This is a genomic window from Desulfosporosinus youngiae DSM 17734, assembly GCF_000244895.1.
GTDB lineage: Bacteria > Bacillota > Desulfitobacteriia > Desulfitobacteriales > Desulfitobacteriaceae > Desulfosporosinus > Desulfosporosinus youngiae.
The window spans coordinates 5,309,417-5,324,641 of the sequence record NZ_CM001441.1; the positions used below are offsets into that span (position 1 = coordinate 5,309,417).

12 protein-coding genes are annotated in these 15,225 nt (G+C 40.9%); 3 read left to right on the top strand and 9 right to left on the bottom strand.

Features of this window, described 5'->3' with window-relative positions; genetic code table 11:
• Positions 1 to 238 precede the first annotated feature (238 nt).
• From DESYODRAFT_RS24615 to DESYODRAFT_RS24635, 5 genes are all read right to left on the bottom strand, one after another.
• On the bottom strand, positions 239 to 913 hold the full coding sequence (locus DESYODRAFT_RS24615; RefSeq protein ID WP_007787214.1) for a hypothetical protein: 675 nt from the start codon (positions 911 to 913) through the stop codon (positions 239 to 241).
• A gap of 463 nt (positions 914 to 1,376) precedes the next feature.
• Positions 1,377 to 2,147 carry a hypothetical protein gene (locus DESYODRAFT_RS24620; RefSeq protein ID WP_007787216.1) on the bottom strand — a complete coding sequence of 257 codons (771 nt, stop codon included), beginning with the start codon at positions 2,145 to 2,147 and terminating at the stop codon, positions 1,377 to 1,379.
• A 232-nt stretch (positions 2,148 to 2,379) separates the two neighbouring features.
• Positions 2,380 to 3,255 carry a UTP--glucose-1-phosphate uridylyltransferase GalU gene (gene galU, locus DESYODRAFT_RS24625; RefSeq protein ID WP_007787217.1) on the bottom strand — a complete coding sequence of 292 codons (876 nt, stop codon included), beginning with the start codon at positions 3,253 to 3,255 and terminating at the stop codon, positions 2,380 to 2,382.
• A 163-nt stretch (positions 3,256 to 3,418) separates the two neighbouring features.
• Positions 3,419 to 4,036 carry an ATP-dependent Clp endopeptidase proteolytic subunit ClpP gene (gene clpP / locus DESYODRAFT_RS24630; protein ID WP_007787218.1) on the bottom strand — a complete coding sequence of 206 codons (618 nt, stop codon included), beginning with the start codon at positions 4,034 to 4,036 and terminating at the stop codon, positions 3,419 to 3,421.
• Between the two features lie 95 nt (positions 4,037 to 4,131).
• Positions 4,132 to 8,457 carry a thioester reductase domain-containing protein gene (locus DESYODRAFT_RS24635; protein ID WP_007787219.1) on the bottom strand — a complete coding sequence of 1,442 codons (4,326 nt, stop codon included), beginning with the start codon at positions 8,455 to 8,457 and terminating at the stop codon, positions 4,132 to 4,134.
• 200 nt (positions 8,458 to 8,657) lie between these two features.
• Between DESYODRAFT_RS24635 and DESYODRAFT_RS26785 the strand changes: the two genes are divergently transcribed.
• Positions 8,658 to 9,929 carry an HD-GYP domain-containing protein gene (locus DESYODRAFT_RS26785; RefSeq protein ID WP_007787220.1) on the top strand — a complete coding sequence of 424 codons (1,272 nt, stop codon included), beginning with the start codon at positions 8,658 to 8,660 and terminating at the stop codon, positions 9,927 to 9,929.
• Here the strand turns inward: DESYODRAFT_RS26785 and DESYODRAFT_RS24645 are convergent.
• Positions 9,926 to 11,689 (bottom strand): two-component system sensor histidine kinase NtrB, encoded by a 1,764-nt coding sequence (locus tag DESYODRAFT_RS24645; RefSeq protein WP_007787222.1) that lies wholly within the window; start codon positions 11,687 to 11,689, stop codon positions 9,926 to 9,928. The two genes, DESYODRAFT_RS26785 and DESYODRAFT_RS24645, sit on opposite strands and share 4 nt — an antisense overlap.
• Positions 11,690 to 11,877: 188 nt before the next feature.
• On the opposite strand from DESYODRAFT_RS24645, the gene DESYODRAFT_RS24650 reads away from it, so the two are divergent.
• Both DESYODRAFT_RS24650 and gdhA read left to right on the top strand, forming a co-directional pair.
• Positions 11,878 to 12,552 carry a membrane protein gene (locus DESYODRAFT_RS24650; protein ID WP_007787223.1) on the top strand — a complete coding sequence of 225 codons (675 nt, stop codon included), beginning with the start codon at positions 11,878 to 11,880 and terminating at the stop codon, positions 12,550 to 12,552.
• Between the two features lie 163 nt (positions 12,553 to 12,715).
• Positions 12,716 to 14,053: an NADP-specific glutamate dehydrogenase gene (gene gdhA, locus DESYODRAFT_RS24655; protein ID WP_007787224.1), complete on the top strand. Its 1,338-nt coding sequence runs from the start codon at positions 12,716 to 12,718 to the stop codon at positions 14,051 to 14,053.
• Positions 14,054 to 14,151: 98 nt separating this feature from the next.
• Here gdhA and DESYODRAFT_RS24660 read toward each other — a convergent pair whose 3' ends face one another.
• The 3 genes from DESYODRAFT_RS24660 to DESYODRAFT_RS24670 form a co-directional block, all read right to left on the bottom strand.
• Positions 14,152 to 14,373, bottom strand: a complete 222-nt coding sequence (locus tag DESYODRAFT_RS24660; protein ID WP_007787226.1) for a hypothetical protein — start codon at positions 14,371 to 14,373, stop codon at positions 14,152 to 14,154.
• Positions 14,374 to 14,455: 82 nt separating this feature from the next.
• Entirely contained in the window at positions 14,456 to 14,581 is a 126-nt protein-coding gene (locus DESYODRAFT_RS29670; RefSeq protein WP_007787228.1) for a hypothetical protein, read from the bottom strand.
• Between the two features lie 299 nt (positions 14,582 to 14,880).
• Entirely contained in the window at positions 14,881 to 15,219 is a 339-nt protein-coding gene (locus DESYODRAFT_RS24670) for a P-II family nitrogen regulator (protein WP_007787232.1), read from the bottom strand.
• Positions 15,220 to 15,225 lie beyond the last annotated feature (6 nt).

Here is a 15,225-nt window from a genome sequence, read left to right on the forward strand (position 1 = left end):
ATTACCCGGAGGTTTGGCGAAGTCCCGAACCGGCGAGTGGGCCAGCCTCGGAATGCCGCGGTACGAAGACACTGTCTTCGCACGAATTAACTAATCTTGCACGGATGTGGGCGAAGCTGCCCGACCCGGGAGCACTCTCTTTTTCATCCTCTGATGGTGCTGCGCAGCGGCATGGCAGGCTACTCTGATATATAAAAAAAGGACCACTTAGTCATTTTTTGACCGTAGCCCTTTTACCCTACTGAATTGTACTTTCTCCTGTAATTACCCAGCGGGAATTTTGTTTTATCAGATTAACACGAACCTGCACGATCTGTTCGTGCGCCTCTCCGACCGGAGCGCCGTCGGTAAGATTATAATCCCTGGCCGTGTAGCGGTAATCCACCCGCAATGTGGCCGCGTTATCAGAGACACTTTCTACATCGACCTGATCAAAGACTATTTGACTCACGTCCAGCCCTATCCCTTGTACTAAATATTCTTCCGCCCGGCGAGCATGTTTTTCGAATAAATCTCCTGTATATGCTTTAGCCAATTTCGTACGGAAGGCAGCTATGTCTGTGGATTTCCAAGCTCCGAAAAAAGTCCCGATATTCTGCTTATAATCTGTGATGATTTGTTGCGCCAAGAGAGATTCTTTGCCGGTAAGGGAATCATGATCTTTTTCCGTTACATCCAAACTATCGGTTGTGTCCTTTCCAGGCAGCCCATCTTCCACCGGATTTGTATCAGGTGGAGTTTGCAAAGGATTACTTACCGTACCTGAAACTGTTTGTATCTTATCTTGGCCACGTAATTTGGAGATAAATGACGTTGGAGAACCCGAATTCGTGAGTAAAGACACACCTAGTGTCCCTACCAGTATACCCAGACCTAAAGCCAGTGCTCCAAATAGATAATTCATTTTACGCATAAAGACCAAAATCTCCTTCAAATGATTTTTATTACTATCTTGACCAAAGGAAGAAGATGTTAGACATTTGAGATTATATTTATCAAAAAAATACAAGGCCTGTCCATTCTTCAGGCGGCCTTGTTTCTTTATTCTTATTCAGTTTTTCAACAACCCAACCAGCGTTCAACCTTGTAAAAACAAGATCACAGTCACTGGATTTTGTTGCCTATTAAATTGTGACGTAAACAGTCCACTCAAAAACTTATGTTTTTCGGGCAATGCTCCCTTCTGCGCTGCGAAATGCCGATCCATTAAATAACCAATATAATGGATCATTTTATATAAAATTCTATCATGAGTTCTTAACTTCAAGAGCAGCCATTTGCACCATGGATATAATTCAGTGAATTTACTACCATATATACTACTGCATCTGAACTTCATTCCATTCCTATGTGTATTGCATCAACTGAGGCCTGAATTATGTCCTTTTGGTTGCAAATGGCGTCGCCCCGTAGATTTTTGAACTTGCATCATTACGCATCAGATGGGTATCGAAATCGTGAATGCCTTGGTGGAACTGCTCGATTCGAGTTTTATCCTTCGAATCAAAGGCATCGATCCCGCTGTTCAAAAGGACATCCAAGTACCCGGTGAAGGTCGCTGCTTTGGAGGCATTCGCTTCATTTTTGTACTGCTTGTCCAGTAAGGTTTTGTGAAATACGATATACTTTTTAATATCCTCTTCATTCATTTGAGGACCTGCTGCCGGCCCGTAGAGATAACCATCTACGTACTGATGGATATTCCATGCAGAGCCAAAGACTAAGGTTTTGGCATCGTTGCTTAATGCAGCCTCTCCGAAGTATCCACTGATAGACGGCGCCATGTCGATCAGCTTAGTGTCCGGTTCCTTATATTTGCTCTTATTTCCGGTATCACTCTGTGGAGGTGCATTAATGGCCGGAGGTGCTGTAGTTGTTGTTTGGGCTTCTCCTTGCGTTTCTCCTTGTGCCGTTCCCTGTGCAGCAGGCGGAGCGGTGCCCTCAGGCAACACCGTGCCATTGCTGCCGTTAATACTATTAGCCTCATCGACGGCTGGGGTTTGAATGACTACCTGGTCTGTGATAGCGCTTTGTTGCCTGAAAACTTTCCAGACGCTGGGGCCATAAACCCCTGCGGCAACAACAGCGCCCGCAAGAACCAACGTCCCTGCTAAGGTCACTATCCTCTTTTTGTCTAGTGGTATCATTAGTCTCTTCCCTCCTTTAGTCTTTTTATGGTACGAAAGCATTTTACCAATTATTAGGAGAAAAGGGTGTCGTTTTAACTGTAGAGTTGAGTTCATTTTCCGTTCCCTATACTCAGAAAGTGCCAAAAGCCTTCTTGCTGTTCATATAATTCGCGATAATCAAGCAGCATTGTTGAAAATAATTCAGAGATCTATTGTGTATAGTGCAGATATTTAGTCAGACTTCTACTTGTTATTTATCTCCTACCAAATTCCGAAGATACTTAAATAATTCCTCTGAAAGGTCTTCCCGCCGTAAAGCGTAATCAACGGTGGCTTCCACAAAACCAAGCTTATCTCCCACATCATACCGGCGGCCTTCAAATTCATAGGCTAATATTTCCTGATACCGGCCCAGCTGTTTAATACCGTCCGTAAGCTGGATCTCACCACCCCTGCCGGCCGGCAGGTGCTCTAAGATATCAAAGATTTCCGGATTTAAAATATAGCGTCCCATGATAGCTAAGCGGGTTTCCGGGGCCTCTTTCGACGGGGGTTTTTCCACCATATTTTTGGCACGATAAAGCCGGTCCGCAAACTTTTCTCCATCCACGATCCCGTATTTGACAGTATCCTCAAGAGGGACCTCCTGAACCCCTACAATACTCGCTCCATAGCGATGGTAGTGATTTATCATTTGCCGTAAAGCGGGGACTTCGGAATAAATAACATCATCCCCTAAAAGAACAGCAAAGGGTTCGTTACCAATAAATTTCCGGGCGCTGTAGATTGCATGTCCCAAGCCTAATGCTTCCTTTTGCCGAACGTAATAAATATCTGCCAGCCGGGCGATATCCTGAACTAAATCCAACAGTTCATCTTTAGAGTTCTTTTCCAAAAAAACCTCAAGCTCCATCGAACGGTCAAAATGATCTTCAATGGCTCGCTTATTCCGCCCTGTCACAATAATAATATCTTCAATTCCGGATTGAATAGCCTCTTCAACAATGTATTGAATGGTTGGTTTATCCACAATCGGCAGCATCTCTTTGGGTTGGGCTTTCGTTGCCGGTAAGAAGCGGGTCCCCAAGCCGGCCGCCGGTATCACTCCTTTACGGATTTTACGCATGCTACGCCTCCCCTTTATAATAAAAAACTCTCTATGCTCATTTATATAGGAGAACCGTCCAACTATTCCACTTGCCTATTAACTTTTAGTGAGTGGATTAAAATAATTCAAAAACGCAAGAACGATTAACCGCCCTTGCGTTTTGACCTTATAATACACCTGTTTATTTTTTTTCTAAAGAGAGATTATCGAGTTTTTCCAGAACCTGATCGACAAGACCATATTCTTTGGCTTCTTCAGCCGTCATATAATAATCGCGATCTGTATCCTTCTCAACCTTTTCAATGGGCTGCCCGGTTCTCTCGGCAAGAATTTTGTTCATCTTGGCTTTAGTTCTGAGCAACTGTTTAGCATGGATTTCAATCTCAGTCGCTTGTCCGGAAAGCCCGCCCCCACCGATTAAAGGCTGGTGGATCAAAACTTCAGAATTAGGCAGTGCAACACGTTTTCCTTTTGTCCCGCTTGCCAGCAGGAAAGCCCCCATACTGGCAGCCATTCCGATACAGATTGTACGGACATCAGAGCGAATGTACTGCATAGTATCATAAATAGCCATTCCAGCAGTGATCGAACCACCAGGACTGTTAATATACAGATTAATATCCTTTTCGGGATCTTCTGCTTCCAGGAAAAGCATTTGAGCTACGATTAGATTTGCCACATCAGCATCAATTGCTCCTCCAAGGAAAATTATGCGATCTTTCAAAAGACGAGAGTAAATATCATAGGAGCGCTCACCACGATTAGTTTGTTCTACTACCATTGGGACGAGATAACCCATTCACAATTCCCCCTATTCACTTTTATTAATGGCTGCCTTAAAACTTATTATATTCTTGCCGAATAACTATATTTTAGTACAAAGGTCAGTTAAGGTCAAATAATTTGTTGCAAAAACCCAACTTTTATCATATGTCCCAAAATACTCCTAATATATGCCTCGGTAATATCCGGCCATTCAAAACCGTTTTGAGACAAATAGGTTTGCGTGATATGACTCTCAATCTTAATTCTCAATTCTGAGTCTATTGGACGCTCCTCGGTAAGGTCCAAAACTAATCCGCTGAGCGAGTTCAATGTTGGCAGCTCCTGGTCTATTAATTGATAAAATGCCTCCATCTCCAATAGTTTAATATCTATGCCCTGAGCATAAAGGATCTCGATTAATTGAGTCATCTCAAGTTTCTTATGATTAAACATGTGAAAGACCCGGCCTGTCAGGGTATTTGCCTTCATAATCTTGATAATCCCTTTAGCACAGAAATCCACCGGAGTAAATTCCAAGTCTTGATCTACTTTATCAAGGGGTAAAGCCTTCAGTTCAAGTAATGATTTTAATTTTTGATAAAAAGCGTTCTCCTCAATATTTCCTTGGAAATGACCATCTGAATATCTTCCCGTCAAAATCCCTACTCTGAAAATCGCTGCTTCCAGTCCTGAGGAGATTGCTTGAAGAACTTGAACCTCTGCCTCAAATTTGCTTCGAATGTAGAGATTGTCGCGATAATTTTGGCCTATATATAGTTCTGTTTCACTGAATCGTCCGCCCGTAGGCCCGCCCAGCAATCGATTTCCGGCAATACTTACGGTCGATATGTGATTCAAAGTTCTTCCAAACGTCAGGCAGAATTTGATAACTTCCTGGGTTCCCTGCACATTTGCCTTCTCGAACTCTGAGTATTCACCATAATGTTTAACTAACCCTGCCGCATGAATCACGGTTAATACGTTTTCTCCCAGCGCCTTATAGTCTTCAGAGGATAGTCCCAGCAGTTTCTGAGTAACATCTCCCTTGATAATTTTTACCCGGCTAAAGTCAAACTTCTCTGATCCAGAAAAATAGCTTTTAAATAAGCGTTGAAACCGCTGCTCAGTCTCCTGACCGCGTACCAAACAGTAAATTGTTCCTGCAGTAGTATTCAAGAGCTCCCAAAGTAAATGCATCCCTAAAAAACCTGTCACTCCTGTTAAAAGTACATTCCCTTTCAGAGCCGGCATTGTGTCTTGGGACTGGTCATCAAAGTGACCCTTAGGGCGTGGAAAATCCAGATCTGACTTACCTGAATCCTCTTGTCCAATTATTTCCCCCCTAAGTTTATCTGAAAGGAGGCGAACCGTAGGATAATCGTAAAAATCCTGAGCATTTAAGTCCCACTCCCGCAGCCATGTCCCGGTAAGCACCTCGATAATCGCCAGAGAATCCCCGCCAAGCAGAAAAAAGTTATCATCAATACTGATATGTTCTATATCTAATGCTTTAGACCATAATCCAACTAATTCTTCGTCTGTTGAGTTTCTGGGGGGTATCCTTTCTGTATCTTCTAACTCTCCTTGATAAATTGGATCAGGCAAGCTCTTTTTATCCACCTTTAAGTTAGGGGTAAGAGGCATAGCGTCCAGCCAAACAAATTTTGCAGGAATCATGTAGTCCGGCAGACGTTTTTCTAAATATAATCTTAAATCCAAGGCGGATAAAGCCTGGTTTGCTACCAAATAGGCACAAAGATAACTTTTCTTGTTCCCATCCTCACGGGTTATGACAGCCGCTTCTTCGATTAATTCATGGTCTGTTAAACACTTTTCGATCTCCCTTAATTCAATGCGGAAACCTCGAACCTTGACCTGATCATCATTGCGGCCTAAACATTCGATCTCCCCTTCATCTGTCCAGCGTCCAAGATCCCCGGTTTTGTAGATGGTTTCTCCTTCATAAAAGGGATCAGGCATAAACCGTTCTTGGGTAAGATCTTTACGATGCAGATATCCGCGAGCCAGCCCTTCTCCCCCAATATAAATCTCCCCGGTTACCCCCTTAGGCACAGGCTCTTTGGCCTCATCAAGGATATAAATCTTAGTATTGGCAATGGGCCGCCCGATGGTTACATGTTCTTCCCGGGTTACTTCTTTACACATAGACCATACTGTCGTTTCAGTAGGGCCATACATATTGTAAAGTTTGGCAGAAGGAGCGAGTTTTTGTAATTTCTTTAACACGCCTTCCTGGAGCGGTTCTCCTCCAATAAAAATATCCCTTAAGTATACCAAGCCCGCAGAACAGTTAGGATCTTTTAACAAAGACTGAATTTTTGAGGGTGTGGCCTGGAGCATTTCAATATTATACTTCTTGATAAGATCAAACAAGGTGCTGGGAATTTTTTGTTCAGTTTCATTGGCCAGGATAACACATAACCCATAGGACAGGGGCACAAGAGTCTCCATTACAAAGATATCAAAAGCCACGGTGGTCAAGGAAACGATCACCCTTGGTTCCAAGAAGTAAAAGTTCTTCCCGAGAGCATGAATTAAATTATTAACCGAGCGGTGTTCGATCATAACGCCCTTAGGAGTACCTGTTGATCCTGAAGTATAGATAACATAGGCCAAGTTATTTGGCTTATTAATCCTGAGCAGGTTTGAAGAAGGTCCTGTGTATAATGATGAATCATTTAGATCAATCTGCTCTAAGTTCAATGTTTTTTCTAAATATCCGGTGACTTCTTTTTCCTCAATACTTGAGGCGTTCGTTAGTAACATATGGGTCTTACTATCTCGTAAGACATCTTCAATCCTGGTAATTGGGTATTGCGGGTCTATGGGAAGATAGGCGCCTCCTGCTTTGAGTACGGCTAGTATTCCGATCATCAGTTCAGGGGAACGCTTGAGCATAAGGCCAACAATACTATCTGAATTTACACCTTTCTGCCTGAGTACCCTGGCCAGCTGGTTCGCACGTTCATTTAGTTGTTTGTATGTTAACGTTTTCGCATTGACAATTAAAGCAATTCGTTCAGGTGTTCTCTCCACCTGCTCCTCGAATAACTGGTTGATTGTTTTTTCTTTAGGATAATTTAAATTCGTTAAGTTAAGCTCATGGATTAGGGCTGTTTTTTCCTGGCTGGACAACAGCGAAAGTTGGAACAATGCTTTGGATGGATTGGCAATTGCATCTATTAATAGCGTTACAAGATAATGATGAACTTGCTCCACTTCTTGATCGCTTAGTGCTCCAATTAAGTAATCGTAATCAAATCTTAACATTCCATCATTTTTCCAATCACTTATGCTAAGGGATAAAGTATTAATTTCATGACCATTAAAATCCCAAAAGGTTTCGAAATCCATATTTTCAATGTCAAATTTGGAAATCTGATATGAAAAAGCAACATCATTTAAAGCTCCTGAATAACCATGCTTCGCCCTAAGTTCTTTCAAAATTTCCTTATAAGGATAGCGCTGGTTTTTCAATAACAGCCTCCATGACTTAGAAATATGATTAAGATAGGATAAAAAATCCCATTCAAGATCAATGGTTATTCTAAATGGAATATTGCTGATAAACATTCCCGCTGTGTTCCTTTGTTGATGATTGGACCTGTTTAGTACTGGTGTCCCAATCACAATGTCATGTTTAGCTGTCACTTTTGATAAATATAAGGCAAAAACAGCGAAGAAGATTATAAAACCAGAACTATTATGTCTCGCCGAAAATTGTTTTACTTTTTCACAAAGATTACTCGACATAGTTATTGTCCTTCTTTTGGCCTGACTATCTCTCTTCCCGCGCGTTCTTTCATCAAAAAGAGTAAACTCGGGCATTGTCTCAAATAGCTTTTCCCAAAAAACTCCTCTTTCCTTATATTTAAGAGAATTGCAGTAATCCATATCATCTAAAATGTAACTTAAATAAGAGGGTTTTTGCTCAGTCAAAAAAGATTCATGGTTTACTAAAGCCTTATAAGTATTTAACACGTCATTTATGATCATATTTAGGCTCCATGCATCAGAAATAAGGTGGTGGAATTTAAAATATAACGCTGCCTGGGAGTTAAATAGTTTCACATAAGCGATATAAAATAAATCCCTGTCTAAGTGCTTATAAATTATTCTTGTTTGATGATCTTTCCAGTCCTCGAACTCCTTTAGACCTTCTGAATGACTAAAGTCCAATTGATCGAGCTGGTATTCCCTGAACTCAGATATATATTGACGAGGTTCGCCATCAATCATCACAAACCTCAAACGAATAGCTTCATTCCTTAGAATATTTATGTTAATTGCTTTTTGAAGCACATCGATATCCAGTTCGTCTTGGATTATCACTCCAACTGCTAAATTAGCATAGCTGGAATTTCCGTAAAATGTCTGAATATCCCAGATGGATTGCTGAGAAAAGGTCAGAGGGAAATACAATGGATGATTCATCTTCATTCTCCTTAAATTTAAAGGTATTGTTTAATTTTCCATTCTTTGTTTTAATTAACAATAAAATAGCAACTTTTTAATTTAACAGGTATCTTGAAGGAAAATGGTTGAAGTTCCACTTGTCATGAAGGAATGATGTTGCATTATGTCGAACTATAATGTGTTTAAGTACAACGATTTTGAAAGGTGGCTTTTTGCCGATGCCTTCTCCTTTTATAAAAGTCCCGGATATGCATAAACAAGAATTCCTTGATGAAGTTGCTCGCCTGAGTTTTTTTCGTTCGCGTAATCTTGCATTGGTTCTTTTCCTTCTTAATATTCTCTTTATCATTTTCGATATAGTTAATTATCAAGAAGGCCTTTGGTATTGGAGTACTCTTTCAGGATATTCGAAATTGTTCTATCTTCATGTATTCCTGGGCTTTGTTTTAACGGGATTCCTTCTATTATCATGGGTCCATGATCTTAAGTCAGAAGACCAAAAGGTGAATTGTTGGCATACTTACCTAGGTATCTTTTTTTCCTCTTTTATTATAATTTTCAGCTGCTGCATATCTATTAATGATCAACTCCTCCATAATCAAATCACTGTCTTTATTCTTGGTTGTATACTGATTGCAGCTAATAACTACATGAAACCCCTCGTCAGTCTAATTAATTATACTTTTTCCTGGATATTATTTATACTTGGTATTATGTACTTCCAATCTGATTTAGATGTTCTCAAGGGGCATTATATCAATGGCACGATCCTAATCGTTTATTCATGGTTTCTATCTTTAACCCTATACAAAATGAAGATTCAAGATTTTATTAATCGGAAAACTATTGAACAAAAGAGCAAAGAAGTAGAAGCCTCCAATAACGAACTCATCGAGATCAACAACCGGCTTGAAGCGTCTCTTCAAGCTTTAGATGAATCTCAGAATGTAATCTTTACATTAGCCTCAGCCCTAGAATCGAAGGACACCTATACGCGAGGACATTCCGAACGTGTTGCCAATTATGCCCTTCAACTAGCACATACCCTTGGACTTTCAGTGAAAGACCAAGAAACTGTTTGGCGAGCGGCTCAATTACATGATATCGGTAAAATCGGTATACCTGATGCAATCTTGAATAAACCCAGTAAACTGAACGAGAAGGAATGGGAAATTATGCGCTCGCATCCTGAAATGGGGGAAACTATTTGCTCTACACTCAGTTTTGCTCGCGATTTCCTACCCCTTATTCGCCATCATCATGAACGTTTCGATGGAACAGGATATCCAGATGGTTTATGTGGGGAGGAAATTCCATTTCTAGCCCGAATTATTACGATCGCTGATGCTGTCGATGCAATAACCTCTCAGCGTTCCTATCGGCCGAGCCGAACTATCGATTATGCCTTGGAAGAATTAGCCAAAGGGAAGGGTTCTCAATTCGATCCCGCTATTGTTCAAGCATTTATTGAATCATTTAACTATGCTTAGTCATTTGACATTGGCACATTGAATTTTACAAAGAATGTTGTCCCAAGCAGGCTGGATTTAATTGCAATTGCTGCATTGTGCCGTTCAGCAATTCCATAACAGACTGCCAACCCTAGCCCTGTACCCGTCTCCTTAGTGGTAAGAAAAGGTGTACCTAAACGGTTTATTAGTTCTGGCTTAATACCCATCCCTTCATCTTGAATGCTTAAGATCACTTTATTGTCACTAAAGTAAGTCTTTATTGTAAGGCATCCACCTTTAGTCATTGCTTCAAGTCCATTTCGCGCTAAGTTAAGGATCATCTGACGCATCTCTTTATCATCTAAAATTAAATCTGGTACCACATCAAGTTGGATAGTTACCCGCTTTTCATCTTTAATAGCATCCACCTGAATAAGAGGCAGGATGCTATTAATAATATTATTGAGGTTATGCCTGGCAGCCTCAGTAACTTTCGTACGACTGATGGAGAGAAATTCTGTAATAATCTGATTTGCACGATCAAGTTCACTGATCATAAGTGGGATATAGTCCCTATATTTAGAAGAGTCATTCTTTTCTCCAAGCAGCTGTAAGAATCCTCGAACCGTTGTCATTGGGTTTCTTACTTCGTGGCCGATGCTTGCAGCCAATTCACCGACCAGGTTCATCTGGTCCATACGTGCCATTTCTTTCTCTATTTTTTTCTGACTGGTGACATCTCTAACAATCGTGGATGCTCCTATAATCTTTCCATTATGATTCTTTATCGGAGAAACCGTAAGATGGACATCAATAAGCTTACCATCTTTCCTTTGACGTATAGTTTCGTAATGAGAAACAGCGTTCCCTTGGGAGATCGTTGATAAGATATTATCTAACTCTAATTGTTTGTCTAGAGGGAACAGCTTTCTAACCGACAAGCCAATAATCTCTTCTTCTGAGTAACCATATATACACACTGCCCCCCTGTTCCAATCGATAACTATTCCATCTAAAGTCATCCCTATAATACCATCCTCAGTTGACTCGACTATCGACGCTAATCGGAAAATCTTTTCTTCTATTTGTTTTCGTTCGCAGACTTCATTCAACAGCTGTTTATTGATTTCCTCCAATTCCTTCGTCCGTTCTTTAACTAAGCTCTCAAGGTGGGTTTTATGCAAATAATCTTGAACTCTTGATTTATATAGAGTTACGGATAAAAACCAAGCAACAAAAATCAGTAACATTGTATTAAGATAATGACCATTTTGTACTAAAGAATTTGTTTGATTCTGCTGAATTCCTATCATCACAATTATGTAGGATATCAAATAAATTCCAAAACTAACTTTGGGTTTTAACGAAAAAAACACTGCAATGATAAAACACCCTGTAACATAAACAGTTAATTCTCCATGAATTCTCTGATCAACCCATCCAGTGATAAATGCGCAAGTTAATAAAAAAAATAAAGCAAAAAAATTATTTTGAAATTTATTAATCCATCCCATTTCGTCCACAGACTGAAAGCTTATATGCCAATAAGTAAACGTAATTAAAGCCATCCCCAGAACAAATACTACATGAGAAAGAAACAACCATTTATAACCCGGAGTGATGCTCCACAGTCCCTTTTGATAATTAATATAATCAAATAAAAAGCAGATCAAGCCTAACAAGAGCAAGATGGCCGATAGGATTCTGAGGTGCCTAAAATTTGAATAAAATTGATCGGACCAGAATTCTTCCTGTAATTCCGTGAGAAGATCCTTTTTATTTAATTTTATAATCTTCATTTGTCCACATCCAGTCCTTAATATCAACCGATCTATATTTAAAACATTATTCTAATTCTCTAAAATTACCAAAAATCCTTCTTTTCCTTGCAGGATCGCGTATTTACACGATAGTCAATACTTTAACCAAATTCACTAACCGGAATATAATGGAATATGCACTTCTCTGAAAGGCGGTCGATTCAGACGTGGATCAAAACAAGACTCAGCTCTCCCCTTATCCGCCCTATGGACCTTATCCCCTGAATTCAAACAGCATCAGAGGGTATAAACCTTCATTTTCCAAAAATCAAACTTGCGCCCCTCCTTACCTGCCGATTCTTCCCTTGAAACCACCGCTCAAACTCGGCTATTGGGAATTACTGTCTCCCGCTCTTCTCGGGACAGCCGGGGCGCTTTTTTTGAGTTTGTTTTCCGGGGAAAAATCTGGGGAAGAAGAAGATGATAGCATTGAACCTTTTGGAGGAAGCCTCTTTAAATTAGCTCTTGTAGGATATGGAATCGGGGCCACAGTGGCAGTTGCCTTCGCAATATCCGATATCATATCCAATTTTAAGCCCCCCTGCAAAAATCTTGTTTATCCCATTGGCGGGGCAATGGTCTCTGTCATCTTGCTTTTTGCTTCTGAGTATCTCGTCCTTTACCGATACTTCCCTTCCAGCTTTAAAGGCTACTTGGGGGAAAACATTGTCATCCAATTTATTTCATTCTTATATCTCAGCGTCACAACCCTAGCCACCGCTGACTTGGGGGATATCTTACCCACAAATACTACCCCCCGTTTGTTGATTGCCACAGAAATAGCATTCAACCTGTTTGTCCTGGCAGCCGGAATTCAGCTGCTCCTTGCTCAGAAGGGCTAACTCGTAAGGATGGTTTGACAAAACTATCCTTTTTTATTACTTAAATATGGTTTTCCGATCATGTATTATGAATTCATTAATAAAGACACTTATAATTGAACAAGAATAGATGTAATATAAAAGGCGAATAAAATCTAAAAAATTACAAAGGGGTAATTTAAAGATGAATGTTTTAGCCGATGTTATGGAACAAGTTGTGAAAAAGAATCCTAACGAAACCGAATTTCTTCAAGCCGTAAAAGAAGTCTTAGAATCGATTGACCCCGTCGCTGAAAAACATCCTGAATGGGTGAAGGCGGGAATATTCAGCCGGATTGTTGAGCCTGAGAGACAGATTATGTTCAGAGTATCTTGGGTTGATGATAATGGAAACGTTCAAGTGAACCGTGGGTTCAGAGTACAATTTAATAGTGCGATTGGTCCTTACAAAGGCGGTTTGAGATTTCATCCCTCCGTTAATTTAGGCATCATCAAGTTCCTTGGATTTGAACAAATCTTCAAGAACTCACTGACTAGTCTTCCAATCGGCGGAGGTAAAGGCGGAAGTGATTTCGATCCAAAAGGGAAATCAGACGGAGAAATCATGAGATTCTGCCAGAGCTTTATGTGTGAGCTGGCAAAACATATTGGGGCAGATACTGACGTCCCGGCAGGCGATATTGGTGTCGGCGGCCGTGAAATTGGTTATCTCTATGGAATGTATAAAAGGCTCCGCAATGAATTTACCGGGGTTCTTACCGGCAAAGGCTTAACCTACGGCGGAAGCTTAACACGTACTGAAGCAACCGGTTATGGCCTTTGCTATTTTATGGAAGAGGCGCTCAATGCGAAGGGGAAATCCTTTAAAGATGCGACGGTTGCTATTTCCGGGTCAGGTAATGTCGCTATTTACGCAGCCCAGAAGGTTCAGCAATTAGGGGGAAAAGTCGTAGCAATGAGTGACTCGAACGGATATATCTATGATCCTGAAGGAATCAAATTAGCTACTGTTCAACAACTCAAAGAAGTAGACAGAGTAAGAATCAGCCGGTATGTTGAGGTCCATCCAGGTGCAACTTACCAAGATGGATGTGCAGATATCTGGAGCATTAAGTGCGATATTGCGCTTCCTTGTGCAACACAAAACGAATTAGACGAAAAATCTGCTCAGACTCTGATCGCCAATGGGTGCTATGCTGTCGGGGAAGGAGCCAACATGCCTTCCACTCCTGAAGCAGTTAACCTCTTTATTGATAAAAAAGTAATCTTTGGCCCTGGAAAGGCTGCCAATGCAGGTGGAGTTGCAACTTCAGCTCTTGAGATGTCCCAAAACAGCATGAGATATTCCTGGACGTTTGAAGAAGTTGATGCCAAACTTAAAGACATTATGGTTAACATTTATAAAAGCGCAAGTGAAGCCGCTAAAGAGTATGGCCAGGAAGATAATCTTGTCGTTGGTGCTAATATTGCCGGCTTTATCAAAGTTGCTAACGCGATGTATGCTCAGGGAATTGCCTACTAATCCGTAGTTTCTCAACTTAGATTTAAGTTAAGGCACCTTGGTTGAATACCAGGGTGCCTGTTTATATGGTTGAACTAAGGGATTTCTCTCGCTAAGGCTTAGCGCCGGCCAAATTTGCCGGTGAAACTGTTTAGGAATGCCTTTATTCCGCCGCTTCCCCCGGGCGGCACTTGTACCTTTAGGGTATCAAAGAAACCGGAATCCATTCCGCGTTTTTGCATAAAACGTTCAACCCCTCTTAGAGGAAATGGGTTTTGTCCCAAGCTCTGCATCAGATTAAGGGTATTTGGGTTGTTAAACAACTTAAGTCCTCTGCTCAACTATTATCCACCTCCTGCTATCTTGGATCAAAACTTAATAGGCTTCCTATAAATAGGAAGCCCTGTATCATGAGATGATTCTTTAGAAGATTACACCTAAAGCTATAAGGATTAATATAGCGATAGCAATAATTCCTACGCCTACACCTGCACCTGCACCGGGAGCAACCGGAACAACAGGACACCCACAACCGCCATATCCAAACATATTATTACCTCCTTTAATATAAATGACTTAAACTTGCGCAGGTCTTAGAATACAATACCCATCGCAATGAGAAGCAAAATTATTACAACTACGATCGCAATGCCAGCACCAACGCCGCTGCCACAAGATCCGCCAGCTCCTAATGCCATTTTAAATCCCCCTTTCCTCTTTGTAACAGTATACGGAGATTCTTGAAATAGGTTAACATTTTTTGGTATTAATAGATATTTTTTCTAGAACAAATAGACCGCTCCCTAGTTCACTAGAGAGCGGTCTATTTAGTATCCCTTCTCATTTTGTTATAATGCCTTTTCTCCGCTGGCTCCCGTTCTTATGGTATACACATTATCAACGGTCGTCACAAAGATCTTGCCATCTCCTATCTCTCCCGTTCTGGCCTCATTTGTGATAGCTTCGATAATCTTATCACTGTCTTTATCCATCACTACAACTTCGATTTTCACCTTTGGTATGAGATGAATGGTATATTCAACCCCCCGATAGACCTGAGTATTTCCCTTTTGTTTTCCACATCCGATCACTTGAGTCACCGTCAATCCATTAACCCCAAGTTTACCCAACGCATCTTTCACATTGTCCAGCTTGCCCGGTCGAATGATCGCCTCAATTTTCTTCATAATCAT